The 26,532-nt window shown below is 61.5% G+C and carries 24 protein-coding genes; 5 read left to right on the forward strand and 19 right to left on the reverse strand.

Going from position 1 to position 26,532, the window contains the following annotated elements:
* The first annotated feature begins 385 nt into the window (after positions 1–385).
* Positions 386–1,714 (forward strand): glutamate/aspartate:proton symporter GltP, encoded by a 1,329-nt coding sequence (gltP, locus tag G1E_RS13620; protein ID WP_009683574.1) that lies wholly within the window; start codon positions 386–388, stop codon positions 1,712–1,714.
* A gap of 132 nt (positions 1,715–1,846) precedes the next feature.
* Positions 1,847–3,076, forward strand: coding sequence for a nucleoside recognition domain-containing protein (locus tag G1E_RS13625; protein ID WP_009683573.1), 1,230 nt, complete (start codon positions 1,847–1,849; stop codon positions 3,074–3,076).
* 37 nt (positions 3,077–3,113) lie between these two features.
* Here the strand turns inward: G1E_RS13625 and G1E_RS13630 are convergent, their stop codons facing one another.
* The 9 genes from G1E_RS13630 to G1E_RS13670 form a co-directional block, all read right to left on the reverse strand.
* A complete protein-coding gene (locus G1E_RS13630) occupies positions 3,114–3,731 on the reverse strand; it encodes an ABC-type transport auxiliary lipoprotein family protein (RefSeq protein WP_009683572.1) in 618 nt (205 codons plus the stop codon).
* On the reverse strand, positions 3,728–4,666 hold the full coding sequence (locus G1E_RS13635) for an MlaD family protein (RefSeq protein WP_009683571.1): 939 nt from the start codon (positions 4,664–4,666) through the stop codon (positions 3,728–3,730). Before G1E_RS13635 ends, G1E_RS13630 begins: the two co-directional genes overlap by 4 nt.
* 3 nt (positions 4,667–4,669) lie before the next feature.
* Positions 4,670–5,461 (reverse strand): ABC transporter ATP-binding protein, encoded by a 792-nt coding sequence (locus G1E_RS13640; RefSeq protein WP_009683570.1) that lies wholly within the window; start codon positions 5,459–5,461, stop codon positions 4,670–4,672.
* A complete protein-coding gene (locus G1E_RS13645) occupies positions 5,458–6,591 on the reverse strand; it encodes an ABC transporter permease (protein ID WP_033690518.1) in 1,134 nt (377 codons plus the stop codon). The genes G1E_RS13640 and G1E_RS13645 overlap by 4 nt, the downstream gene beginning before the upstream one ends.
* A gap of 93 nt (positions 6,592–6,684) precedes the next feature.
* Positions 6,685–7,707, reverse strand: a complete 1,023-nt coding sequence (locus G1E_RS13650; protein WP_009683568.1) for a DUF5924 family protein — start codon at positions 7,705–7,707, stop codon at positions 6,685–6,687.
* A 155-nt stretch (positions 7,708–7,862) separates the two neighbouring features.
* A complete protein-coding gene (locus tag G1E_RS13655) occupies positions 7,863–9,269 on the reverse strand; it encodes a pitrilysin family protein (RefSeq protein ID WP_009683567.1) in 1,407 nt (468 codons plus the stop codon).
* Positions 9,270–9,289: 20 nt separating this feature from the next.
* The gene (locus tag G1E_RS13660; RefSeq protein WP_009683566.1) at positions 9,290–10,954 is read right to left on the reverse strand and encodes a Na/Pi cotransporter family protein; all 1,665 of its coding nucleotides are present in this window, start codon (positions 10,952–10,954) and stop codon (positions 9,290–9,292) included.
* Between the two features lie 245 nt (positions 10,955–11,199).
* Positions 11,200–11,970 (reverse strand): TerC family protein, encoded by a 771-nt coding sequence (locus G1E_RS13665; protein ID WP_009683565.1) that lies wholly within the window; start codon positions 11,968–11,970, stop codon positions 11,200–11,202.
* A gap of 69 nt (positions 11,971–12,039) precedes the next feature.
* The gene (locus G1E_RS13670) at positions 12,040–13,347 is read right to left on the reverse strand and encodes a CitMHS family transporter (RefSeq protein WP_009683564.1); all 1,308 of its coding nucleotides are present in this window, start codon (positions 13,345–13,347) and stop codon (positions 12,040–12,042) included.
* A 266-nt stretch (positions 13,348–13,613) separates the two neighbouring features.
* On the opposite strand from G1E_RS13670, the gene G1E_RS13675 reads away from it, so the two are divergent.
* The gene (locus tag G1E_RS13675; RefSeq protein WP_029885362.1) at positions 13,614–14,015 is read left to right on the forward strand and encodes a GFA family protein; all 402 of its coding nucleotides are present in this window, start codon (positions 13,614–13,616) and stop codon (positions 14,013–14,015) included.
* Between the two features lie 82 nt (positions 14,016–14,097).
* Here the strand turns inward: G1E_RS13675 and G1E_RS13680 are convergent, their stop codons facing one another.
* From G1E_RS13680 to G1E_RS13725, 10 genes are all read right to left on the reverse strand, one after another.
* A complete protein-coding gene (locus tag G1E_RS13680; protein WP_009683562.1) occupies positions 14,098–16,053 on the reverse strand; it encodes a DUF4105 domain-containing protein in 1,956 nt (651 codons plus the stop codon).
* Positions 16,050–16,370 (reverse strand): DUF2388 domain-containing protein, encoded by a 321-nt coding sequence (locus G1E_RS13685; protein WP_009683561.1) that lies wholly within the window; start codon positions 16,368–16,370, stop codon positions 16,050–16,052. The genes G1E_RS13680 and G1E_RS13685 overlap by 4 nt, the downstream gene beginning before the upstream one ends.
* A gap of 37 nt (positions 16,371–16,407) precedes the next feature.
* Positions 16,408–16,701 carry a DUF2388 domain-containing protein gene (locus G1E_RS13690; protein ID WP_009683560.1) on the reverse strand — a complete coding sequence of 98 codons (294 nt, stop codon included), beginning with the start codon at positions 16,699–16,701 and terminating at the stop codon, positions 16,408–16,410.
* A gap of 86 nt (positions 16,702–16,787) precedes the next feature.
* Complete coding sequence (locus G1E_RS13695; RefSeq protein ID WP_009683559.1) at positions 16,788–17,105, reverse strand: DUF2388 domain-containing protein; 318 nt, start codon at positions 17,103–17,105, stop codon at positions 16,788–16,790.
* A 301-nt stretch (positions 17,106–17,406) separates the two neighbouring features.
* A complete protein-coding gene (locus G1E_RS13700; RefSeq protein ID WP_003256968.1) occupies positions 17,407–17,622 on the reverse strand; it encodes a DUF1127 domain-containing protein in 216 nt (71 codons plus the stop codon).
* 330 nt (positions 17,623–17,952) lie between these two features.
* Entirely contained in the window at positions 17,953–19,446 is a 1,494-nt protein-coding gene (locus G1E_RS13705; RefSeq protein ID WP_009683558.1) for an acetyl-CoA hydrolase/transferase family protein, read from the reverse strand.
* 184 nt (positions 19,447–19,630) lie between these two features.
* Positions 19,631–21,082, reverse strand: a complete 1,452-nt coding sequence (locus G1E_RS13710) for an NAD(P)(+) transhydrogenase (Re/Si-specific) subunit beta (RefSeq protein ID WP_009683557.1) — start codon at positions 21,080–21,082, stop codon at positions 19,631–19,633.
* A gap of 2 nt (positions 21,083–21,084) precedes the next feature.
* Complete coding sequence (locus tag G1E_RS13715) at positions 21,085–21,399, reverse strand: NAD(P) transhydrogenase subunit alpha (RefSeq protein WP_003256966.1); 315 nt, start codon at positions 21,397–21,399, stop codon at positions 21,085–21,087.
* An 11-nt stretch (positions 21,400–21,410) separates the two neighbouring features.
* Positions 21,411–22,532, reverse strand: a complete 1,122-nt coding sequence (locus G1E_RS13720; protein WP_009683556.1) for a Re/Si-specific NAD(P)(+) transhydrogenase subunit alpha — start codon at positions 22,530–22,532, stop codon at positions 21,411–21,413.
* A gap of 408 nt (positions 22,533–22,940) precedes the next feature.
* Positions 22,941–23,855, reverse strand: coding sequence for a LysR family transcriptional regulator (locus G1E_RS13725; RefSeq protein WP_009683555.1), 915 nt, complete (start codon positions 23,853–23,855; stop codon positions 22,941–22,943).
* Between the two features lie 163 nt (positions 23,856–24,018).
* Between G1E_RS13725 and G1E_RS13730 the strand changes: the two genes are divergently transcribed.
* Positions 24,019–25,200, forward strand: a complete 1,182-nt coding sequence (locus G1E_RS13730; RefSeq protein WP_009683554.1) for an acyl-CoA dehydrogenase — start codon at positions 24,019–24,021, stop codon at positions 25,198–25,200.
* Between the two features lie 14 nt (positions 25,201–25,214).
* Complete coding sequence (locus G1E_RS13735; RefSeq protein WP_009683553.1) at positions 25,215–26,435, forward strand: CaiB/BaiF CoA-transferase family protein; 1,221 nt, start codon at positions 25,215–25,217, stop codon at positions 26,433–26,435.
* Positions 26,436–26,532 lie beyond the last annotated feature (97 nt).

Below are 26,532 nucleotides of genomic sequence, written 5' to 3' on the forward strand. Positions count from 1 at the left end.
CCTCACAAGTGGCATTTCGGCCATTCGGATTGTCGAACACGACATATTTGTCGCTTCTTTTGAGAGTGCCAGATCCGCCTGAATATGGCTGTCTCGTCTTGTTCGGGATTCCGAACGTTATAAATCAATGACTTGCAAACCTACCTCGTCGGTCGAAAACGGTATGCATAACCTGCATGGGGTATGCGTTTCCGGCATTAGATTTCCCCCCCTGCCATCGCAATAGTTGCCGCCTTTTTCGCTGGCCAGGGCGCCCTGTCGCTCGCCTGCGGTGTCCTTACATAACGTCGCCGGACGGAAACCGTTATTGCGTGTGACTTGGCCAAGGGCTCTGTCACGCCTGTTTCCACCCGGTGTCATGACCACTAGAACAAAGGGTAAAGACATGAAGAAGGCAAAACTGAGCCTCGCCTGGCAGATCGTCATCGGTCTGGTGCTGGGTGTTGCAATCGGCGCGCTGCTGAACCACTTCAGTGCAGAAAAGGCCTGGTGGATCAGTAACGTCCTCCAGCCCGCCGGTGACATCTTCATTCGCCTGATCAAGATGATCGTCGTCCCGATCGTGATTTCGTCGCTGATCGTGGGTATCGCCGGGGTTGGCGATGCGAAGAAACTGGGCAGCATTGGCCTGAAGACCATCATCTACTTCGAGGTGGTGACCACGATCGCCATCGTCGTCGGCCTGGTGCTGGCAAACCTGTTCCACCCCGGTGCCGGTATCGATATGAGCACGCTGGGTACCGTGGATATCTCCAAGTATCAGGCGACCGCGGCCGAAGTGCAGCATGAGCACGCCTTCATCGAGACCCTGCTCAACCTGATCCCGTCGAACATCTTCGCAGCGCTGATGCGTGGCGAAATGCTGCCGATCATCTTCTTCTCGGTCATGTTCGGGCTGGGGCTGTCGAGCCTGCAGGCAGAGTTGCGTGACCCGCTGGTTCGGACCTTCCAGGCCGTATCGGAAACCATGTTCAAGGTCACCCACATGATCATGAACTACGCGCCGATCGGTGTGTTCGCCCTGATCGCCGTGACTGTCGCCAACTTCGGCTTCAGCTCGCTGCTGCCGCTGGCCAAGCTGGTGCTGCTGGTATACTTCGCCATTGCCTTCTTCGCCTTCATGGTACTGGGCCTGGTGGCTCGCCTGTTTGGCTTCTCGGTGATCAAGATCATGCGCATCATGAAAGATGAGTTGATCCTGGCCTACTCCACTTCCAGTTCGGAAACCGTGCTGCCACGGGTGATCGAGAAAATGGAGAAGTACGGTGCACCGAAGTCGATCTGCTCGTTCGTGGTACCGACCGGCTACTCCTTCAACCTCGACGGTTCGACCCTGTACCAGAGCATTGCGGCGATCTTCATTGCCCAGCTGTACGGTATCGACCTGTCGTGGAGCCAGCAGCTGCTGCTGGTGCTGACCCTGATGGTCACGTCCAAAGGTATTGCTGGTGTGCCAGGCGTTTCGTTCGTGGTACTGCTGGCCACCCTCGGCAGCGTGGGCATTCCGCTGGAAGGCCTGGCCTTCATCGCCGGCGTCGACCGCATCATGGACATGGCCCGCACCGCGCTGAACGTGATCGGCAACGCCCTGGCGGCATTGGTCATCTCGCGTTGGGAAGGCATGTACGATGCGGCCAAGGGCGAGCAGTACTACGCCTCGCTCATGGCTGACAAACAGCAAACTGCGGTGGTTGGCGAAGCGGCCAAGCGCTGAGTTCATACCCCGCTGTACAAAAAGCCCCGACCCGTCGGGGCTTTTTGTTGTCTGTGATGTTGCGCGGCCGCGGTCTGCAGCCTTGCGCCCCGATACGCTATCATTCGGGCACTTTTCTGGGGGAACACACGGATGCTCAATGGCCTTTGGCTCGGCTTTTTCCTGGTGGCGGGAGTGTCCGCCCTTGCCCAATGGCTGATAGGCGGCAACGCGGGCATTTTTGCGGCCATGGTCGAGAGCATCTTTGCCATGGCCAAGCTCTCGGTCGAGGTGATGGTGCTGCTGTTTGGCACTCTGACCCTGTGGCTGGGCTTTCTCAAAATTGCCGAAAAGGCCGGCATCGTCGAATGGCTGGCCAAGGTACTGGGCCCGTTGTTTGCGCGCTTGATGCCGGAAGTACCACCCGGCCACCCGGCACTGGGCCTGATCACCATGAACTTCGCGGCCAACGGCCTGGGGCTGGACAACGCCGCCACACCGATTGGCCTCAAAGCCATGCGCGCGTTGCAGGAGCTGAACCCCAGCAGCACCACGTCGAGCAACGCGCAGATCCTGTTCCTGGTGCTCAACGCCTCTTCGTTGACCCTGCTGCCTGTGACCATCTTCATGTACCGCGCCCAGCAAGGCGCGCCCGACCCGACCATGGTGTTCCTGCCGATCCTACTGGCCACCAGTGTCTCGACCCTGGTCGGGCTGTTGTCGGTGGCCGTCATGCAACGCCTGCGTTTGTGGGACCCGGTCGTACTTGCCTACTTCATCCCCGGTGCGCTGCTGCTGGGTGGCTTCATGGCCTTCCTGGGCACATTGTCGGCAGCGGCACTGGCCAGCTTGTCGTCGATCCTGGGTAACTTGACGCTGTTTGGCGTGATCCTGCTGTTCGTGGTGATCGGTGCGTTGCGGCAGGTGAAGGTATACGAAGCCTTTGTCGAGGGCGCCAAAGAGGGCTTTGACGTCGCCAAGAACCTGCTGCCCTACCTGGTGGCCATGCTGGTGGCTGTGGGCGTGCTGAGAGCCTCGGGCGCGTTGGAATTGGCGTTGGACGGTATTCGCCATGCGGTCAACTGGCTGGGCCTGGACACGCGCTTCGTCGAAGGCCTGCCGACAGCGTTGGTCAAGCCGTTCTCCGGGAGCGCGGCGCGGGCAATGCTGATCGAGACCATGCAGAGCCAAGGGGTGGACAGCTTACCTGCCCTGGTGGCGGCAACCATCCAGGGCAGTACCGAGACCACTTTCTATGTGCTGGCGGTGTATTTCGGCGCGGTGGGCATCCAGCGTGTGCGGCATGCGGTAGGGTGTGCGCTGCTGGCCGAGTTCTCTGGTGTAGTGGCAGCCATCTGCGTGTGTTACTGGTTCTTTGCCTGAACGATCTGCAGGCCTGCATCGCATCAACGGGTAAACACTAGCGGGTTGTGCTGCTGCCTGCCTGGGCAATCGCCCAGTCGACCACCTGCCCGGTGAGTAGGTCGCACGCTTGGCCAAACCCGGCCACTACCCCGGCTACTTGCTTGTCTGCCAGCGGCTGGCGGACTTCGAAGCGCTTGCTGGCGAGGATACGCTGAGTGCGGCCTTGCACCAGCCGTGCGTCATAGCGGATCACCACTTCCACGGTGCCGTCCGCGCGGTATTCGCTCTGGAACGCCTGCAACTCGCCAGCCAGCTCGTAGTCAGCCTGCAAATTGCTATCGTCGGCGCTCAGGCGCTGCACCTGGCCGTCGCGCTGAAAGCCGTCGAGCAGCCGGTTGCGCAGCAGCATCGGGGCCGGATCGCTCCAGCGCGCGCCCTTGTAGCTGCTGACCACATTGCCCTGCGGGATGACCGCAATCCGTGGCCCGGCCAATACCTCGCTGGCCAGCGGTTTGTTCAGGCGCAATGACCAGTCCAGCGGCGGCGCGCTGCGGCTGACCTGGTTGACCGGCAAGCGATACAGGTCCACAGGCTCGCTCGTGGGCAGGATCGAGCAGGCGCTGGTCAGCCCAATCGTGACCGCCAAAGCCACTAAGCGCAGCGACGATTTCATGGCTGGAACTCCTTGTTGTTGTCGCGGCCGAGCAGGTAGCCGCTGGGGTCTGCTTCCAGTTGCCGGGAAATGCCTTTGAGTGCGTTGAGGGTTTCGCGCAGTTCGCGGATGGCCGGGGTCAGCTGGTTCAGGCCCTGGGCGCCGTCGCCGATGGCTTCGCTGTTGTCCTTCAGCAGGCTATTGATGGTGGCAGTGCTCTGCGCCAACGACTGCATGGCTTGCTCGGCGCTGCCGATGGCCTGCTTGCCCTCGGTGCCCAGCAAGCCATTGGCATTGCGCATCAGCACCTGGGTTTCGGCCAGGGTCGCGCTGGCCTGCTTGCCTACCTGGACCAGTTGCTCGATAGCCTGGCTGATGCTGCCATGCTCCCCGGCGAAGGCGCCGGTGGTCTTGTCGAGGTTGGCCAAGGTATTGCTGAGGTGGTCGATGTTGCCCTCGGAGAACATCTGGTTGGCGTTGTGCAGCAGCAAGTTGATGTTGGTCACCAGGTCGCTGCTGTCATTGAGCAGGCGCGAGATGGGCGATGGCGAGGCGATGATCACCGGCAGCTTGCCGTCTTTGCCTTTCAGCTCGGGGCTCTGTGGGGTACCGCCGCTGAGCTGGATGAACGAGTTGCCGGTCACCCCGGCCAGGGTCAGCTTGGCCTGGGTATCTTCTTTGACTGGGGTGTCGCCGCTAAGGCGCACCCGTGCCAATACCCGACGCGGGTCTTTAGGGTCCAGGCGTAGGGTGGAAACGTCACCCACCTTGATCCCGTTGTACTGCACCGGGCTGCCACGAGACAGGCCGGAAACTGCCTCGTTGAACACGACTTCGTAGTCCTTGAACGCATCGTCGACGCTGGACTTGGTCAGCCACAGGCCGAACAGCATGGCACCGGCTACCACCAGGACGGTGACCAGGCCGATAAGAACGTGATGGGCTCGGGTTTCCATTGCTCAGCGCTCCTGGCCAGTGCGGGTGGCGGCCTGCTCGGCTGCGCGCCCGCGTGGGCCGTGAAAGTATTCTTGGATCCAGGCGTCGTTGGTCTGTTCGACCTCGGCCAATGGGCCGGCCACCAGGACCTTTTTCTGCGACAGTACGGCGATGCGGTCGGTGATGGTGTACAGGGTGTCAAGGTCGTGGGTGATCAGGAACACCGACAGGCCGAGCGCATCGCGCAGGGTGAGGATCAACTGGTCGAAGGCCGCAGCGCCGATCGGGTCCAGGCCTGCGGTCGGCTCGTCGAGGAACAGTATGTCCGGGTCCAGGGCCAGGGCCCGGGCCAGCGCTGCGCGCTTGATCATGCCCCCCGACAAAGAAGCAGGGTACTTGTCGGCCGCCGAGATCGGCAGCCCGGCCAATGCCAGTTTTACCCCGGCCAGGTGCTCGGCATCGGCGCGGGATAATCCGGCATGCTCGATCAGTGGCAGGGCAACGTTCTCGGTCACTGTCAGGGAAGAGAACAGCGCGCCCTTCTGGAACAGTACGCCAAAACGCCGTTCGACCAATGAGCGCTGCGTCTCGCGCAGGCCGGCCAGGTCCTGGCCGAACACCTTGATCTGCCCTTCGTTGGGGCGGCGCAGGCCGATGATACTGCGCAGCAGCACGGACTTGCCGCTACCAGACCCGCCCACCACGGCAAGGATCTCGCCGCGGTACAGGTCCAGGTCCAGGTTTTCATGCACCACTTGCCGGCCAAAGCGGTTACAGATGCCGCGGGCTTCGATCACGCTCTCACGTCGGTTCACCAGCCCATCTCCATGAAGAACAGCGCGGCCACCGCGTCGAGCACGATAACCACGAAGATCGACTGCACCACGGCCGAAGTCGTGTGTGCACCGACCGACTCGGCGCTGCCGCTGACCTTGAAGCCTTCCAGGCAGCCAATGGCGGCAATCAGAAAGGCAAAGAACGGCGCCTTGGCCAGGCCGACCAGAAAGTGCTGCACGCCAATATCGCTTTGCAGCAATGACAGGAACATGGCCGGCGAAATGCCCAGCGACAGGGCGCACACCACGGCCCCGCCGACGATGCCGCAAAGCATGGCGACGAACGTGAGCAGCGGCAGGGTAATCAGCAGGGCCAGCACCCGGGGTACCACCAGCAGTTCCATTGGGTTGAGGCCCAGGGTGCGGATCGCGTCTATTTCCTCATTGGCTTTCATCGAGCCGATCTGCGCGGTAAATGCGCTGGCGGTGCGGCCGGCCATGAGGATGGCGGTGAGCAACACGGCGAACTCGCGCAGGAACGAGAACGCCACCAGGTCGACGGTGAACACCGTTGCGCCGAAGTCGGCCAGCACCGTGGCGCCAAGGAAGGCCACCACGGCACCCACCAGAAAGGTCAGCAAGGCCACGATTGGCGCGGCATCCAGCCCTGTCTGTTCGATGTGGGCGACGACCGGGGTGATGCGCCAGCGGTGTGGCTGTAGGGCACGGCGTAGCAACGTTTCGAGGATGACGCCGATGAAACCGAGCAGTTGCATGCTGTCTTGCCACAGGGTGCCGACGGCGCAGCCTATACGCTCCAGCAGCAACAGCAGCACGTTGCGCTCGGGCTCCTTGACCGGGATGCAGTAGTCCTGGACTGATTGGTAGACATTCTTCAGCAGCGCCCGGCTGGCTTCCGGCAGGTCGTGGGTGCAGCGCGACAGACGCTCGGTGCCGAGCAGTTCGGCCAGCAGCGACGCACCGGCCGTGTCCAGGCGCCCCAGCTGGCTGAGGTCGGCGACGGTGTCGGGGGTGTATTGCGCACGCAGCCGCTCGCTGTCGCGTTTCAGGCTGGCGTAGTGCGCCAAGGTCCAGTCACCTGCAATGCGCAGGCAGGCCGGTTGCCGGCTGGTATCCAGAGTGAGGCTGGGGGTGGTCATAGGCTCCATGCAACTGACTCGGCGCTAAGGCTCAGGGGCTGATCATAGCGCAGCAGGCCGGGGCTGTTTGGTGATTATGTGCTGTGTACCAGCAGGTGTTGATTAGCCGGCTGGCGCATCGTCGACCACCTTGAAGCGCAGTACGCCAATCACTTGGCCATCCTCGGTCAGAACCCGCACCTGCCACCTGCCCACCGGGTTGGGTGGGAAGTTCTGCTTGTGCGTCCAGGCCCGGTAGCCTTCCTTGCGCCCACCGTGGATGTCGAGGGCAATGCGGTCCACCTCCTGGCCGTCCTTCTGCCACACATGGTAGATCCGCTCATTCAGGCCGCGTGGTGCGTTGATGGCGGTATAGGCGTACAAGCCGCTGCTGCGAATGCTGCTGGCGGCAATTTCGTGCAGCGACTCGCCTGGCTGGCGGTTCAGCACTTCGGTGCTCACCGCCACCTCGGTCATCCACAGGGTTGCCGGCGGTACCCAGGAGCGCAACAACCAGCCGCCAGCACCCACCGACAGCGTGACCAGCAACAAGGCCACAGCCCGGCGCCAGTTGTTGATCGGAAAACTGCTGGCCAAGCTGGGAAACGACAGCGCCATGGCGATGATCAGCGCCAGCTTGAAGCTTTGCGCGGTGGTCAGGTGGACGATGATCGGCAACGCCGTGAGCAACGCAGCGAACAGGGTCAGGGTATGCAGCGCCAGGAACAGCCAGCGCCGCGGAGCCAGCCATTTGTAGTACAGCGGGTCGATGATCGACACCAGGCCGGCAGCGCCGAGCAGGCCGGTGAACACCAACTGGCCGCTGTTCCAGGTCGTGGTGATGAAGAAGAAGGGCAAAACGAAGAACAGTGTTTCCTGGTGGATCATCTGCGTGGCGTAGCGCAGCAGTGGCTGCGGGATTTCGCGGTTGAACGTGCGCGCGAACAGGCCGGTGAGTGTGTTTTCCAGCATCAGCCACACCCAGCTCACCAGCATCAGCACGGCAACCCAACTGGCCAGGCCGGCCTGGCGGTCGACCAGGATGAAGCTGCCGATGCCGGAAAGAAAACCCCCAAGCGCGATGATGCCGGGATAGCGTTTGAGCAGTTCGATGATGCGCTGGACGATGCGGGGGATCTGGGGCATTGGCTCTACAACAGGAGAGAGTTGGGTGGCTGTGCCGGCCGCTTCGCGGGTAAACCCGCTCCCACAGGATCACCACAGCTTCTGCAACAGTGGGGTCCCTGTAGGAGCGGGTTTACCCGCGAAGAGGCCAGTACTGGCAAAAGAATACCGCTGATTCACCGCCGGCGTGTAGCACCGCTCGGCCGCTGTGGGCCATGCCGCCGCCAGCGCAACAGCCCCGCGGCCACGATCAGCCCTACCAACAGGGCACCCAGCCCATAGAATTCGTCATAACCGAGCAGCGGCTTTTCAATGCGTACGTAGCCGTCTTCCTTGAGCAATTCCCGCAACGCCTGGTTGGCCTGTTCCAGGGTGACCTGGCGCAGTTTGCGCACCGGGTTGGTGAAGCGGCCGTCGGTGTAGTCGTTCAGCGCTCCCCAGTAGTAATCGGCCAAGGCACTGTTGCCTTGGGTGCTCCAGCTTTCCTTGGCGACACTGGCATCCTTGATGCGGGCGAACGTATCCGGGTCCAGCCCCTCTTTGCGCAGGTGCTTGAACAACCGCTGCATGACCGCTACGGCCTTGTCGATGTCATCGCGCTCCAGGTCGGCATTGACGCTGAGCAGGCCGGTGTCACCGAAGCTTTCGCGCTGCACCGAGGGCCCATAGGACAAGCCATTGCGCAGGCGCAGCTGGTCGTAGATGGCCCAGTCCAGGTAGCGTGCCAGCAGGTCGAGGGTGGCCTGGTGGTCGTTGTCCAGTACCGGCTCGATGAAAAGCCAGTGCAGTTTCACGCTGTCACCGAGCCAGCCACGGGTCAGATCGCGACGCTGCTCGGCTTGCTGGGTGATGCTATCCAGGTTGCGGCGCTCTTCTGGCTCGGTGGCCGGCAGCTCGCCAAACGAGCGTTCCAGATAGGCTGGCAACAGGCGGTCCAGGCCACCGACCATGATCAGGGTCATGTTGTTGGCGGCGTACCAGCGATCGCGCAGGGCCTGGACCTGTTCCAGGGTCATGTCGTCGACGTTGGAGCGCTCTGGGCACTTCAGGCCGAGCTCGGTGGCCAGTTGGTCGCTGGCGGGGTGGCCGATGTCCTGGCGGTCGAGCCAGCGCTGCAGGTGGCCGTAGTGGCCGCCATCCTCGCGTTCGATGATGCGTTTGGCGGTGGCCAGGGCCTTGGCATCGATGTGGGTATCGCGGATGACCGCCAGCAACAGGTCGAGTACCTTGCGCTGGTTGCGCGCCGGTGCTTCGATGACGAAAGTGGTATCGGCACTGCTGGTAAAGGCGTTCCATTCCCCGCCCAGCGCCTGCAGGCGCTCTTCCAGGCCGCCTTCGCCGGTTTCATCGATGCCGCTGAACAGCAGGTGCTCAAGCAGGTGCGGCAGCTCTTTCTGCTCGCAATCGAAATCATCCAGCCCAACCCCGACCACCAGGCGTATCGCCACATGGTCACGCTCGTAGCCATTTTTCAGAATCACCTGCAGGCCGTTGGGCAACAGGTAGCCTTCCACCCGCGACCGGTCGAGGGCGAAAGTGGGCAGGCTGCAGATCAGGATGCAAACGAACATCAGGCAACGCATGGGCGAGCTAGGGTCCTCAGCTAGGCAGAATCATGGCTGGCTTCGTCTGGCACACTGTCGAGCATCAACCCGCCGGTGTCCGAGCCGCCCAGTACCACATAGGCACTGCTGCAGAACAAAGAGTTCAAACGCTTCATGTCGGCGATCAGCTCCAAGTGTAGCGAACTGGTCTCGAGGCTTTGCATGACTTTGCGCTGCAGGCGGCTGACGTGGGCGTGGGCCAGGCGCCGCTCCTGGGCCCGGAACCGGCGTTTTTCACGCAGCAGCAAGCGGGCGCTTTCCGGGTCGGCGCTGAGGAACACCGACAAGCCCAGGCGCAGGTTGGCCAGCAATTGTTCCTGCAGGCCGGTCAGCTCTTCCAGGCCGACCTGGGAAAACTCACGGCGCTGGCTGGTCTTCTGCTGCTGGACCTTGCGCAGCATGCGTTCGATGAGGTCGCAGGCCAGCTTGAGGTTGATAGCCACTTCGATGATTTCCGCCCAGCGACGGTTGTCTTGCTCGCTGAGGTCCTCGCGTGTCATCTGCGCCAGGTACAGCTTGATCGCGCTGTACAGGGCGTCGGCATCTTCGCCCAGGGCGCGTACCTGCTGGGGCAGCGCCGTCTGGGTGCCCCGCAGGGCCCCCAGCATGGCTTCGAGCAGGCTGTCGACGATGTCGCCCAGGCGCAGGGTTTCCCGCGCGGCATTGGCCAGGGCCAGGCTGGGGGTCTCCAGTGCGGACGCGTCGAGGTGGCGCGCACGGATCTGGCCGTTGCTGTGTTCCCGCTCGGGCAGCAGCACATTGCACAACCGACCCATGGGGTTGACCGTGGGTAGCATCAGCAAGCAACGGGAGGTGTTGTAGAGCAGGTGGAAGCCGATGACCAGCTCTTGCGGGCTGAAGCTCAGCGAGTCCATCCAGCCTACCAGCGGGTGCAGTACGGGAATGATCAACACCAGGCCGATCAGCTTGTACAGCAGGCTGCCCAAGGCCACCCGGCGGCCGGCGGCGTTCTGCATGCTGGTGCTGATGAACGCCAGCAGGCCACTGCCGATGTTGGCGCCGACTACCAGGCCAATGGCCACCGGCAGGCTAATGACCTCGGCACCGGCCAGGGTCGCCGTGAGCAGAACGGCCGCCAGGCTGGAATAAGAGACCATGGCGAACATCGCCCCGACCAGGGCATCGAGCATGATGTCGCCCGTCAGCGAGGCGAACAGCACCTTCACGCCCTGGGCATGGGTGATGGGCGCGGCGGCCTGTACGATCAGCTCCAGCGCCAGGATGATCAGGCCCAGCCCGATACCCACCCTGCCCAATTGGCCAGCCCGCGTCTGTTTGCGCGAAAGGAAGAAGATGACGCCGAGGAAGATCAACAGCGGCGACAGCCAGGATAGGTCGAACGTGAGTACCCGGGCCATCAGCGCAGTGCCGACATCGGCGCCGAGCATGATTGCCAAGGCGGGGGTCATGGCCATCAGGCCCTGGCCGACGAACGAGGTGACCAGCATGGCCGTGGCGTTGCTGCTTTGCACCATGGCAGTGACCAGAATGCCGGCAATGAATGCCAGCGGGCGCTTGTTCATGTTCTGGCCAATGATGCGCCGCAGATTCGAGCCGAATACCCGAAGGATGCCGGTGCGCACGATATGGGTGCCCCAGACCAGTAGCGTTACGGCCGAGAGCAGGTTGAGCAGGGTCAGCATGGCGAAGGCCCCCTGAAGCACAGGCCCATGGGGCCAAGGGAAGAAACGTGAGCGTTCGAATAGGTTTTCATTGCTCACTCAAAGCTTTAGCTGTTTTGCGCAGTGCTTGCCAGCTTCGCACGGTAGTCATCAATTTGAAACATATCGTGAATGAATCATTGCCGGTCTTGCAGGCGCCACGTAGCAGCCATTCAAAAATGAAAAAGGGGCCCCGTAGGGCCCCCGCTGTCCTGCACGTTCCGCTCTTACTGACCCGGAATGTCCTTGCGCAGTTTCACTGGGTCATGCTCTTTGCCGTCCTTGCGGGCCAGGGCAGTGCGCATGCGAATGTTGATGGCCTCTACCGCCAGCGAGAAGGCCATGGCGAAGTAGACGTAGCCTTTGGGCACGTGCACTTCGAACGCTTCGGCGATCAGTACGGTACCGACCACGATCAGGAACGACAGTGCGAGCATCTTCAGCGATGGGTGCTTGTCGATGAAGTTGCTGATGGCGCCGGCGCACAGCATCATCACCAGTACGGCCACGACGATGGCAGCGATCATCACTGGCACGTGGGACACCATGCCTACTGCGGTGATCACCGAGTCCAGCGAGAACACGATGTCGATGATGGCAATCTGAATGATGGTGTAGAAGAACTTGCCACCTGCGCCTTTGGGCGCTTCATCGTTTTCGTCCTCACCTTCCAGGCCGTGGTAGATCTCTTGCGAGCTTTTCCACAGCAGGAACAGGCCGCCGAAGAACAGGATCAGGTCACGCCCGGAGATGCCCTGGCCGAGTACCACGAACAGGTCGGCGGTAAGGCGCATGACCCAGGTGATCGACAACAGCAGCATGATGCGGGTGACCATGGCCAGGGCCAGGCCGAAGATCCGGGTGCGCGGCTGCATGTGCTTGGGCATGCGGCTGACCAGGATCGAGATCATGATGATGTTGTCGATCCCGAGGACGATCTCAAGCGCGGTGAGGGTAAAAAAGGCAACCCAGATTTCCGGGCTGGTCAGCCATTCCATGTTGTTTCCTTCGAGCGGTAAAGGCGACGCGCCCTGCAGGGCGCGTCGCGGTGGGGTAGTACGCGTTTATTAAAGACTACTGAACAGCGGGAAAATGCCCATCAGCAGCGCGGCGAACATTATGCACAGGCACACCAGCACTGCCCACTTGAGCGTGAAGCGCTGGTGATCGCCAAACTCGATACCGGCCAGGGCTACCAGCAGGTAGGTCGAGGGCACCAGTGGGCTGAGCAGGTGTACCGGCTGGCCGACGATCGATGCGCGGGCCATTTCAACCGGGCTGATGCCGTAGTGGCTGGCGGCCTCGGCCAACACTGGCAAAACCCCGTAGTAGAACGCGTCGTTGGACATGAAGAAGGTGAACGGCATGCTCACGATTGCGGTGATCACTGCCATGTAGGGGCCCATCGCTTCAGGGATGACTGCCAGCAGGCTCTTGGACATGGCATCGACCATGCCGGTGCCCGACAGAATGCCCGTGAAGATGCCCGCGGCGAAGATCAACCCGGTTACTGCCAGCACGCTGCCGGCGTGGGCGGCGATGCGGTCTTTCTGCTGTTGCAGGCAGGGGTAGTTGACGATCATGGCAATGCTGAAGGCGATCATGAACAGCACCGGCAGCGGCAGGATACCGGCGATCAGCGCGACCATCAGGGCGGCAGTCAGCGCGCCATTGAAGTACAGCAGCTTGGGGCGGCGGGCCTCAGGGAATTGCGAAACGGTGATATCGCTATGGTCGGTGTCATCGGTTGGCAGGTGCAGTTCACCCAGGCGGGCACGCTCACGCTTGCCGTACAGGTAGGCAATGGCCAGGATGGCCAGTACGCCGAACAACATGGCCGGGATCATCGGCACGAAAATGTCCGACGGGTCCACGTGCAGGGCGCTGGCGGCACGTGCGGTCGGGCCGCCCCAAGGGGTCATGTTCATCACGCCGCCGGCCAGAATGGTCAGGCCGGCCATGATTCGCGGGCTCATCCCCAGGCGGCTGTACATCGGCAGCATGGCGGCGCAGCAAATCATGTAAGTGGTGGCGCCATCACCGTCGAGCGAAACCACCAGGGCCAGTACGGCGGTACCCACCGAGACTTTCAGCGGGTCGCCCTTGACCAGCTTGAGGATCTTGCGCACGGCCGGGTCGAACAGGCCGGAGTCGATCATCAGGGCGAAATACAGGATTGCGAACATCAGCATCACACCGGTAGGCGCGAGCTTGCTGATGCCCTCGAGCATCATCGGGCCGATCTTGGCGGAAAAACCGCCGAACACGGCGAACAGGATCGGTACCAGGATCAGCGCGATCAAGGCCGACAGGCGCTTGGTCATGATCAGGTACATGAAGGTGATGACCATGGCGAAGCCGAGGAAGGTCAGCATGGCAATACTCCAGGCGTGGCGCTACGAAAGGAACGTCGATTCGGGCGGGTCAGCGCGTTTGGCGCTGCACGGGGAGCATGCGGAGGGGGATTGCGCGAAGGCGGGCACAGGAATACATCAGGATCACCATTGTTGTTGTTGATTGGGCCGGGCGCGGTTGTTACCGGGTGCCCTGGCTGACCGGTCTTGTGCCGGTGGTGGCGCTATCCTATGAGCACAAGCTTTCAGCCAGCTTTCGCTGAAGCAAAGGCGACGAGAGGTAGATGATGCAGCATGTGACCGAGGGTGGCTGCCATTGCGGCGCGTTGCGGTATCGGCTGGCGGGTGACCTGACGGACATCGCCCACTGCCACTGCACGATCTGTCGGCGGGTAAGTGGTGGGCTGGTCGTGACCTGGCTGACCCTACCCCGCTCGGATTTCCATTGGTTAACGGGTAAGCCGAACTGCTACGTGGCCCCGCCCAGTTGCAGCCGTTACTTTTGTGGGCGGTGTGGGGCCCATGTGGCGCTGGTGACCACGCACAGTCCCGAGACCATCGATGTGACCGTAGCCACCCTCGACCACCCGGAGGGCGTGCGCGCCAACCGCCATATCTGGGTAGGCAGCCGGTTGCCTTGGCTGCACCTTGATGAGGATTTGCCGGGGGAGCACGGGGAACGCCTTTAAGATGCTGTGCTCGTGCTGCGGGTCCTGCCGCTGGCAAGCCAACTCCACTAGGTGGAAGCCGGCTCGCCGCGGATAGGCGCAATTACAACTGCAGGCCACCTGCAGCCTTGTGCAGTGCCCGCAAATGCTCGCCTATCTGCTTCACATTGGCCTCTACCGCAGAAATTTCCCTGGCCCGCGAAGGCTCCAGCAGCGCCCTCACCTCCTTGTCCAGGTTGGTACTCAGGCGCAGCAACCGGGCCTGCCGTTCCTTGCTCTCCCGTTCCAGGCGTTCGCGTTCTTCGGGCTGCGGCAGTCCATAGCCTTTGCTGTCGAGCAATTCTGCCGGGCGGCTGAGGAAGCCGCTGTTGGCAAGCATTTGCTTGAGGGTGGCATCGGCCTTGTTGACGCTGCCATCTTTCAACGCTGCGGCATTCAGGTAGCGCTGCTTGACCTCGTCCTGGGCTAGCAACAGTTGCCGGCGCAGGCTGGCCTGCTCCAGCAGCAGCAGCGCAGCGCTGGTGCGCAGGTCGGCCTGGGCGAACCAGGGGCGACGTTGCTCGGCGCTCAAGGCCAGCCAGTCTTCTACCAGTTGCTGCTTGATCGGCAATTGCTTGCGCAGCACCTCGAACATGGCCTGGTACCGCTCGCGGTAGGAGTCGAAGCGGTAGCCCAGGCGCAGCGCCTCGCGGGGGTTGTCGAGCACGCTCGTGTCGGCCAGCCCCCTGCCTTTGAGTACGGCCAGCAAACCGTTGGGCATGATACTGTCCAGGTCATTCAATTGCGGGTTGGCGGTGCCGCTGCGCAGCAACTTCAGTGACTCTACAGCACAGTTGTTGGACAGGAACCAGTAGTTGCCGTCGTAGCTCCAGTGCATTTCGGCAGCCTGGCGTACCAGGTTTTCAACCTCTTCGCGGTTCAGCTTCAAGGGCACCGAGGCCAGGCTGCGCAGCTCTGTCTTGGTGTATTCGTCGATGACCTGGCCCAGCGGTAGCACGAACAGGCGCGATGGATAGACGCCGACCAGGCCGTCCCAGCTCGATAGCTGCACATCGTTGACGAACGCGCGGTATGACAGTACCAGGCTCTGGTCCAGGTCGAGGCGGCAGTCTGGCCCGCGGGGGCGGCCAGGTTTGCAGATGACCAGGCGCAGCATGCTGTGGCCCCAGCGGCTGACCAGGTTCTGGTTGGCTTCGGCCAGCAGGTAGTCCACTTCATAAACCCGTTCGGGGTCGATTTCGCCCAGTGGCTGGCGGGCGAAGTCGCTACCGGCATTGATGAATGGCAAGCCTTTGGCGCAAGTGTTCTGTGGCGGTGCCCAGCCGAAATGCTCATGCAGGTACTGGTTGAGCGCTGGGCGGCGGCAACCGTAGCTCGGGTCCAGGAGGAAGTACTCCATGTTCACCGCGAGGTATTCCTTGGGGCTGCTGAGTTCATAGCTGTCGGGACTGCGCACGAACTGGCCGTTGTGCTGCTCACGCTCACCCCGGCGGCCCACGTATTGCGGCCAGCCGGCCAGGTCAAGCAGGCGTGGGTCATCGCTCAGGGTGAAGCGGCGCTCAGCCTGGCCGCGGCATTCCTCAGGCAGGCCGATTTTGCCCACGGTGCCCTGTTGGCGTTTACAGCGGGCAATCAGCGATCTTTCACGGCTGGGCCATAGGCGCGCACGGTCGTAGATATGGCTGAGCTCGTGCAGGACAGTGGCCAGTAGCTCTTGTCGCACGGTGCCATGAGGGCGGTTGGTGCGCTCAATGGCGGCACTGCCATCGGTGAGCCCGGGCAGCAGGCGACGGTTGAGCTGAAGCGTGGACACCAGTGTGGCCTGCCCATAGGCGTCGGCTGGCATGTTGTCGCTCCAGCTGACCTGCACGCGGCGGTCGAGTTGCTGCTTGAAGCGCGGGGGCAGCTTGGCCATGGCCTCGTCAAGCAGGGCCTGGCTGGCTTGGGTCTGCTGTGGGTCGAGGCCGGACGACTGCAGCTCGAGCTGCAGGCCGGCCAGGGCGGGCGTGCCGAGCAGCGTCAGGGCGCAGCCGAACAGCCAGGCACGCACGGGCTTCACAGTGCGAGGATGGCTTCGGCCAATACCTGGTCGCTGGCGCCGCGTGCTTCCGGAACGCGCTCGCGCAGGGTGGTGAGGGCAGCTTCGAGCTGCGCGCCACGGATGTCCCCGTTGCTGGCCACGAAGCTGGCTGCGTCGTCGTGGGCTTCGCGTACCACTTTCGAGTCGCGGATCGAAGTGGTGGTGTCCGAGGTGAAGTCGATCGAGCGGCCAAAGGCACGCACGATGATGTTGCTGGTGGCCACCAGGGTCTGTGCCTGGGCCAGGTCAGCCAGCAGCAGCATGCCGAGGGTAGCGGCAATCAGCGGTTTACGCATGGAGCATCTCCGAAAAATTACAGGGAGTCAGATGTAGTCATTGGACGAGAATTGCTTGCGCCAGTTCCAGATCGCCAACGCCCTGCCGTGCGCAATTATGGCGTAATGATTCCAGGGCAGCTTCCAGCCGAGCACCGCGGATCTGGCCATGGGTGGCGACGAATACCGCGGCATCGTCACGGGCCTCACGCACCAATTTGCGATCAAAGGGTGCAGTGGTGACCTGGCTGGTGGCGTAGGCCGAGATCACCAGGCCTTGGGTAGTGGTGTCCATGGCATGGGCGCTGGCCATGCCGGCAAGGGAAAACAGCAGCGGCAACAGATAACGCATGGGCTCTACGACAACTGGAAGTAAGGGTGGCGAGGGCTGGCCTGGCTGTACGGGGCACCCGGCACAGCCTGGGCGCTTGCCGGCGCTTAGATTGCCAGAATGGCCTGGGCCAGTTCGGCGTCGCTGGCCTGCAGGCTTGGCATTTGTGCGCGGATGTGCCGGAACGCGCTTTCCAGCTTGGCACCGCGGATATCGCCTTGGCTGCCTACGAAGCTGGCAGCGTCGTCACGGGCGGCCTGGACGATTTTATCGTCACGGAACGACGAAGAAACATCCGAGGTGGCGTCGGTGGACGCAGCTACTGCCCCTACTACAGCGTCAGTGGTGACGACGAAACTGGTGGCGTTCGCGGTGCCAGCCAGGCTCAGCATAATAGCGGCGCCAATCAGATATTTACGGGACATTTCGTGCACTCCTGAACTCGGGTCGGGTGGTTCTGCTTATCGGACGCTCGCATTGCTGGTCGCGGTACTTATGACAGTTGTTTCTACCAGACTGCCAAGCCAAGCGTATCACGCGCGGGTGTTTCCAGATGTTAACGAAGAACGGGCCGTGAACTGTATCGGTTTGGATTTGTACTACACAAACTGTACCTGTTCAGCGCTTGGCGCTGACCTCTGCATGCCACAAACAAAAAACCCGTCGCAGTTGCCTGCAACGGGTTTCAGGAATTCGCGGTGCCGGCCGAAGCCGGCAAGCCGGTGCTTAGCGCCAGAAAGGCTTGCTCAGCTCTTCGTAACGCTGCGACTCGCTGATGCCAGCGTCGGCCAGCAGGCGAGCGTCCAGGCGAGCCAGTTGACGGCGGCTTGCCATGCGGCGCTGCCACAGCAGCAGAGTGGACAGTGCGCGCAGCGGCAGCGATGCGTTGGATTGCTGGGCGTTGCTTTCAAAAACCAGACCGGAACTGAGGGTACGTTCCATGATGCGTCATCCTTCCGCTTATGGCGGGATTAGGTAGTGATTTAACTGATGCCAATGATCCTCCTCTCTTGTCCAGAACAGTAGATACAGTTCATGCGAAAGACGATGGCTCAGTTAACTGTGTAACCCTACTGTTGCACTCGAAACAGGCGCAACTGTACTGGTCTGCATCTTTATGGTGCATTTTTGGTATGTGGCGATGTTCTGCAGGCTTGAAAGAAGCCTAGGACAGGTACAGTAGTACAGTTCTGGATATTCTTGTGTCTGGACGTGAAACGCGAATGGGCTGGAACAGCAGAAGCGGGGCTGCTGTTCCATGCCGCCGCTGGATCAGCTCGCTTGCATGCGGCCGGTTTCTTCCAGGTTCTCGTGCCAGCTCAGCGCTTCGCGCAGGATATGTGGCGTATGGCCGCCACGTTGGCAGGCGCGCTCGAAGTAATCGTTCAGTGCCGCGCGGTAGTCTGGGTGCACACAGTTGTCGATGATCACGCGTGCCCGCTCGCGCGGGGCCAGGCCACGCAGGTCGGCCAAACCTTGTTCGGTGACCAGGATGTCCACGTCGTGTTCGGTATGGTCCACATGGCTGACCATTGGCACCACACTGGAAATTGCACCGCCTTTGGCAATCGACTTGGTAACGAATACAGCAAGGTGGGCGTTACGGGCGAAGTCACCCGAGCCACCGATGCCGTTCATCATCCTGGTGCCACACACGTGGGTGGAATTGACGTTGCCGTAGATGTCGAACTCCAGCGCGGTATTGATACCGATGATGCCCAAGCGCCGCACGACCTCCGGATGGTTGGAGATTTCCTGCGGGCGCAGTACGAGCTTGTCCTTGTAGCGTTCAAGGTTACCGAATACATCGGCATTGCGACGGGTCGACAGGGTGATGGAGCTGCCCGATGCAAAACGCAGCTTGCCGGCGTCGATCAGGTCGAAGGTCGAGTCCTGCAGCACTTCGGAGTACATGGTCAGGTCTTCGAAGGGCGACTCGATCAAGCCGCACATCACGGCGTTGGCAATGCTACCGATGCCGGCCTGCAGTGGGCCGAGCTTGTTGGTCATGCGGCCAGCTTCCACTTCCTTCTTCAGGAAGTTGATCAGGTGGTTGGCGATACCCTGGGTTTCGTCATCTGGCGGCAACACGGTAGATGGCGAGTCCGGTTGGTCGCTGATGACGATACCCACGATCTTCGCCGGGTCGATCGGGATGGTGGTGCTGCCGATACGATCGTCGACCTTGACCAGCGGAATGGGCGTGCGGGTCGGGCGATAGGTGGGTATATAGATGTCGTGCAAACCTTCGAGGTTGGTGTTGTGCGAGAGGTTGATCTCGACGATCACCTGCTTGGCGAAGATGGCGAAACTGGCCGAGTTACCCACCGATGTAGTAGGTACGATGTGGCCCTGCTCAGTGATGGCCACGGCTTCGATGACCGCGATGTCCGGCAGCTTCAATTGCTGGTTGCGCAGTTGTTCGACGGTTTCCGACAGGTGCTGGTCGATGAACATCACCTTGCCGTCGTTGATGGCCTTGCGCAGGGTGCTGTCTACCTGGAAAGGCATGCGGCGGGCCAATACACCGGCCTCGGTCAGTTGCTTGTCCAGGTCGTTGCCCAGGCTGGCGCCGGTCATCAGGCTGATCTTCAGTGGCGACTGTTTGGCACGTTCGGCCAGTGCATGCGGGACGGCCTTGGCCTCACCGGCGCGGGTAAAGCCGCTCATGCCGACAGTCATGCCGTCCTCGATCAGACCAGCGGCATCAGCCGCACTCATTACCTTGCTGTGCAGAGAGGACAAGCGGATACGGTCACGGTACATGGATTGTTATCTCGGGCTGCTGAAACTACTGCAGCGCAGTCTAGAGATTTCGCCCATTGCCGTCCCACGACCATGGTCGTATGAGAAGCCTCTCGGTAGAGCCGTTGATCCGGATCAACAAAAAGAAAGCCCCGGTAGATGCTTACCGGGGCTTTCTTTATATCGGCGGGTTTGCTGCCGTGTTCTATTCCACTGCCTTGACCATGTCTTCGATGACCTTCTTGGCGTCACCGAATACCATCATGGTTTTGTCCAGGTAGAACAGTTCGTTATCCAGGCCGGCGTAGCCACTGGCCATCGAGCGCTTGTTGACGATGATGGTCTTGGCCTTGAACGCTTCGAGAATCGGCATGCCGGCAATGGGCGACTTGGGGTCGTTTTTTGCCGCCGGGTTGACCACGTCGTTCGCGCCCAGCACGAGTACCACGTCGGCCTGGCCAAACTCGGCGTTGATGTCTTCCATCTCGAAGACCTGGTCGTAAGGGACTTCGGCTTCGGCCAGCAGCACGTTCATATGCCCAGGCATACGCCCCGCAACCGGGTGAATCGCGTACTTCACGGTCACACCGTTGTGGGTCAGCTTTTCGGTCAGTTCCTTGAGTGCATGCTGGGCACGGGCCACCGCCAGGCCATAGCCCGGAACGATGATCACGCTGTCGGCATTGCTCAACAGGAAGGTGGCATCGTCAGCCGAGCCGGACTTGACCGGGCGCTGCTCTTGCGAGCCTTGCGCCGCCCCCGCATCGGTATCGCCACCAAAGCCGCCGAGGATGACGTTGAAGAACGAACGGTTCATCGCCTTGCACATGATGTACGACAGGATGGCGCCAGAAGAGCCCACCAACGAGCCCGCGATGATCAGCATCGAGTTGTTCAGCGAGAAGCCGATACCCGCAGCTGCCCAACCCGAGTAGCTGTTGAGCATTGAAACAACCACCGGCATGTCGGCGCCGCCAATCGGAATGATGATCAGCACACCCATGACAAAGGCCAGGGCCAGCATCAGGGTGAAGGCACTGTAATGGCCGGTGAACGTGAACAGCAGGCCCAAGGCGATGGTGGTCAGGCCCAGGATCAGATTGAGCTTGTGCTGACCGGCGAACTGTACGGGTGCACCCTGGAAGAGGCGGAATTTGTATTTGCCCGACAGCTTGCCGAAAGCGATCACCGAGCCAGAGAAGGTAATGGCACCAATGGCTGCGCCGAGGAACAGTTCCAGGCGGTTACCGGTAGGGATCGGGTCGCTGATGGCTGCAACGATGCCCATCGACTGCGGTTCGAGCACTGCGGCGATGGCGATGAACACCGCAGCCAGGCCGATCATGCTGTGCATGAAGGCGACCAGCTCGGGCATCTTGGTCATCTCGACCCGCTTGGCCATGATCGAACCGGCGGTACCACCCACCAGCAGGCCGACCAGTACGTAACCGATGCCGGTCGTAGCCCCACCGTTGCCGATGGAGAGCGCCGCGAGCTTGTAGATGAGGCCAACCGTAGTGAGGATGGCGATGCCCATGCCGATCATGCCGAACAGGTTGCCGCGCCGCGAGGTGGTCGGGTGCGACAGGCCCTTGAGCGCCTGGATGAAGCACACCGAGGCGACGAGGTAGAGGAGCGTTACCAGATTCATGCTCATGCTTACTTCTGCGCCTCGTTCTTGGTTTTCTTCTTGAACATTTCCAGCATGCGGCGGGTGACCAGGAAGCCACCGAACACATTGACTGCGGCCAGGGCCACCGCCAGGGTGCCCATCAGTTTGCCGGCAGGGGTGACGGTCAGTGCGGCGGCCAGCATGGCACCGACGATGACGATCGCCGAGATGGCATTGGTGACCGCCATGAGTGGGGTGTGCAGCGCCGGGGTGACGTTCCACACCACGTGGTAGCCCACATAAATGGCCAGCACGAAGATGATCAGGTTGTAGATGCCGTGGGAAATCAGCATGTCTTCCATTGTCGTGCTCCTTAGCCGTTCTTGCGGACGACCTGGCCATCGCGGCACATCAGGCAGGCCGCGACGATGTCGTCTTCGAGGTTGATGGTCAGTGCGCCGTCCTTGTCGAACAGCAGCTTCATGAAGTCCAGCAGGTTGCGCGCATACAGCGCCGAGGCATCGGCGCCGACCTGGGCCGGCAGGTTGGTAGGGCCGACGATGGTCACGCCATGCGCCTGAACAACCTGGTCCGCCACGGTCAGCGGGCAGTTGCCGCCTTGGGCCGCGGCCAGGTCGATGACGACCGAGCCAGGCTTCATCTGGGCCACTGTTTCGGCACTGAGCAGGGTTGGCGCCTTGCGGCCAGGGATCAATGCGGTGGTGATGACGATATCCGCCTGCTTGGCGCGCTCGTGCACGGCCTGGGCCTGGCGTTGCATCCAACTGGCTGGCATCGGCCGGGCATAGCCGCCGACGCCTTCGGCGCACGCCCGTTCTTCGTCGGTCTCGTAGGGGACGTCGATGAACTTGGCGCCCAGCGACTCGATCTGCTCCTTCACCGCCGGGCGTACGTCGGACGCCTCGATCACTGCGCCCAGGCGCTTGGCCGTGGCGATGGCCTGCAGGCCGGCAACGCCCGCACCCAGGATCAGTACCCGGGCGGCTTTGACCGTACCGGCGGCGGTCATCAGCATGGGCATGAAGCGTGGGTAGTGATGGGCAGCCAGCAGCACGGCCTTGTAACCGGCAATGTTCGCCTGTGACGACAGCACGTCCAGGCTCTGCGCCCTTGACGTGCGGGGCGCGGCCTCCAGCGCGAAGGCGGTGATCCCGCGTTCGGCCATTTTGCCGATCAGTTCGCTGTTGAAGGGGTTGAGCATACCTACCAGCAGGCTGCCGCTGTTGATCAGGGCCAGTTCCTGGTCGTTGGGCGCGACCACCTTCAGGACCAGTTGGGCGCCGTATGCATCGGCTGCGGTCCCCAGGGAAGCACCCACGGCCTCATAGGCACTGTCCGGAATGGCGGCGTTGAGCCCTGCCCCCCGTTGAACGGTGACCTGATGGCCCTGGCCAATCAGTTTCTTGATGGTTTCGGGGGTCGCAGCGACCCTTGTCTCACCGGTCTGCGTCTCGAGAGGAACACCAATGTGCACGACTATTTCTCCTGCGGTGACCTTTGTTTTTGTCAAAGCCAGCGCACTGCGAATGGTGTGCTGGGTGGCTGTGGAGCGCCATCCCGCCGGATCCTGGGCGGGCGAAGCATTTTGCAGACGAACCCATAGGGCTTCAACCGGTTCTGGAGCGAAACGAAGTTAAAACTACAAGTCACCCTGTGACCGCATGTCGCACGCATAAGGTCGCAGCCCATCAACTACGGGCTATTGCCAGATTAGGAGAAAAAAACAAAAAAATTTTGGCCAGTTCGCTGATGGCTTGTTCGATGTCGCAAAATAACCCGCAAAGCCCCGTAGTCAGGACGGTTAGCGGGTATTTTTGTGCGTACGTAACAGTTTACGAATACGCGACAAATACATATATCTGTAGGTGTTAAAAATAATTGACTACAGGGTCAGGTTGTCCCGTTCCTGGGCATATGCCTGCGCTTGCCTCACCAGCCAGTCACGGAATGCGCGCAGTGATGCGGACTCCACCTTGCGTTCTGGAATCATCAGATAGTAGGCCTTGTCGCTAGTCAGGACGTGTCTGTTAGCGACTACCAGCCTACCCTCCCGCAACTCGCGCTGGATCAGAAACGGCGGTATCAGCGCGACGCCCATCTCGTGCATGGCCGCTTGGGCAAGCATCGAAAACAGCTCATAGCGTGGGCCGGTCATGTCACGTTCCACATTCATGGCCACGCTTGCGAACCATTGCCGCCACGCATACGGCCGCGTGCTTTGCTGCAACAGTGGCAGCTCAGCGATATGCCGTGCTTCGAGCGTGCCTTGCCCGCCCAGCAGTGCCGGGCTGCATACGGGTAACGGGTTTTCCCCCATCAGCCGCTGCGACTGTGTGCCAGACCAGTCGCCATCACCAAAATAGATGGCGGCATCGAATGTTGTGTCCGCGAACAGAAATGGCCGGGTGCGGTTGGTGAGGTTCACGGTGACCTCCGGGTGGCGCTGCTGGAAGTCTTTGAGGCGCGGTAGCAGCCATTGGGTACCGAATGTCGGTACTACTGCCAGTTCGATCACGCTGGCGCCCTGCTGTCGCATCACTGACAAGGTGTCGCGCTCCACTGCGTCCAGTTGCGCGGCAACCTGGCGGCTGTACGACAGGCCCGCCTCGGTCAGCTTCACACCACGGCGCGAGCGGCGGAACAACTCTACGTTAAGGAACGTTTCCAGGCTGGCAATCTGTCTGCAGACGGCGCCTTGGGTCAAGGAAAGCTCCTGGGCGGCCTTGGTGAAGCTCTGGTGACGCGCAGCGGCCTCGAAGCAAACCAATGCAGAGGTGCTGGGGATCTTGCGTCGCATGTACGTCAACCTCACTCGTAAGGCCGAAAATGTGGCGGGGTTCTGATTTTCGAAGTGACAAAATATCACTATATGGTGCGCAATCCTCGTTTGTATCAGCGGGCAATCAGTCCTAGGCTCAAAGGCACATAAAAACTCCGCCCCCTTCTCGAGGATTCCGCCCATGGCTGGTAAAGCAAGCTTCAACTGGATCGATCCACTGCTGCTGGATCAGCAGCTCACTGAAGAAGAGCGCATGGTGCGTGACAGCGCTTATCAGTTCGCCCAGGGCAAGCTGGCCCCGCGTGTACTCGAGGCGTTTCGTCATGAGCAGACCGACCCGGCGATTTTTCGCGAAATGGGGGCAGTGGGCCTGCTGGGTGCGACCATCCCCGAGCAATACGGCGGCAGCGGCTTGAACTATGTGTGCTATGGGCTGATTGCCCGCGAAGTGGAGCGCATCGACTCCGGCTATCGTTCGATGATGAGCGTTCAGTCTTCGCTGGTGATGGTGCCGATCAACGAATTCGGTACCGAAGCCCAGAAACAGAAGTACTTGCCCAAGCTGGCGAGTGGGGAATGGATCGGTTGCTTCGGTTTGACCGAGCCTAACCATGGCTCTGACCCGGGCTCGATGATTACCCGGGCCAAGAAGGTCGAGGGCGGTTATCGCCTGAGCGGCAGCAAAATGTGGATCACCAACAGCCCGATCGCTGACGTATTCGTGGTCTGGGCCAAGGATGACGCCGGAGATATCCGTGGCTTCGTCCTGGAAAAGGGCTGGCAGGGCCTGAGTGCGCCTGCAATTCATGGCAAGGTCGGTCTGCGCGCGTCGATTACCGGCGAGATCGTCATGGATAATGTGTTTGTGCCGGAAGAGAACATCTTCCCCGATGTGCGTGGCCTCAAAGGTCCGTTCACTTGCCTGAATTCGGCACGTTACGGCATTTCCTGGGGGGCGCTGGGTGCTGCAGAGGCCTGCTGGCACACCGCCCGCCAATACACGCTGGACCGTCAGCAGTTCGGTCGCCCACTTGCTGCAAACCAGCTGATCCAGAAAAAGCTGGCGGACATGCAGACCGAGATCACGCTGGCGCTGCAAGGCTGCCTGCGCCTTGGGCGCATGAAGGACGAAGGCACCGCGGCGGTGGAAATTACCTCGATCATGAAGCGCAACTCTTGCGGCAAGGCGCTGGATATCGCACGCATGGCGCGCGACATGCTTGGTGGTAACGGGATTTCCGACGAGTTCGGTGTCGCCCGTCATCTGGTCAACCTGGAGGTGGTCAACACCTATGAAGGTACGCACGACGTGCATGCGCTGATCCTGGGCCGCGCGCAAACCGGTATCCAGGCTTTCTATTGATAAGGAGCCAGTCCATGGGCGCGTTATCACATCTGCGGGTGCTGGACCTGTCGCGCGTGTTGGCCGGTCCGTGGTCTGGCCAGATCCTCGCCGACCTGGGGGCTGACGTGATCAAGGTCGAGCGGCCGGGCAGTGGGGACGATACCCGCGCCTGGGGGCCGCCCTTCCTTAAAGGTGCCAATGGCGAGAACACGAGCGAGGCGGCTTATTATCTGTCGGCCAACCGCAATAAGCGGTCGGTGACGATCGATTTCACGCGGCCAGAGGGCCAGCGCCTGGTGCGTGAGCTGGCGGCGAAGTGCGATATCGTCATCGAGAACTTCAAGGTGGGTGGGCTGGCGGCCTATGGGCTGGATTACCAGAGCCTCAAGGCCGACAATCCGCGGCTTATCTATTGCTCCATTACCGGTTTCGGGCAGACCGGGCCTTATGCCCGGCGCGCTGGCTATGACTTCATGATCCAGGGGCTGGGTGGGCTGATGAGCCTGACGGGGCGCCCGGAAGGTGAGGAAGGCGCAGGCCCGGTCAAGGTGGGTGTCGCCCTTACCGACATTCTGACCGGGCTGTACTCAACGGTGGCTATGTTGGCTGCCCTCGCCCACCGTGACCAGACTGGGGTCGGTCAGCACGTCGACATGGCGCTGCTGGATGTGCAGGTGGCTTGCCTGGCGAACCAGGCAATGAACTACCTGACCACGGGCACGGCGCCCCGTCGCCTGGGCAATGCGCACCCCAACATCGTGCCTTATCAGGATTTTCCGACGGCGGATGGCGATTTCATTCTTACCGTGGGCAACGACAGCCAGTTCCGCAAGTTCGCCGAGGTGGCCGGGCAGCCTCAATGGGCGACTGACCCTCGCTTTGCCACCAACAAGCTGCGTGTGGCCAACCGGGCTGAGCTGATTCCATTGATTCGCCAGGCCACCGTGTTCAAGACCACGGCCGAATGGGTGAGCCAGTTGGAGGCCGCCGGTGTGCCGTGTGGGCCAATCAATGATCTTGCCCAGGTGTTCCGCGACCCCCAAGTGCTGGCTCGCGGGCTGGCGGTCAGTATCCCGCATACGTTGGCAGGCAATGTGCCGCAGGTGGCGAGCCCGATACGTTTGTCGGCGACGCCTGTCGAGTATCGGCTGGCGCCGCCTATGTTGGGTGAGCATACCGAGGTGGTGCTTGAGGAGGTGTTAGGGCTAGGAGCGGAAGAAGTGCGCCAGTTGCGCAGCGTTGGCGTGTTGTAGGGAATGCTGGTCTAGCTATATAGCGGGGAGGCCGCCAGGCCTCCCCGCTTTGCTTTTTAAGCGCCCTGAAAGTTTATTTGAATTAAAGGTTGACGCC

This window comes from Pseudomonas sp. TJI-51 (assembly GCF_000190455.2).
Taxonomy (GTDB): domain Bacteria; phylum Pseudomonadota; class Gammaproteobacteria; order Pseudomonadales; family Pseudomonadaceae; genus Aquipseudomonas; species Aquipseudomonas juntendi.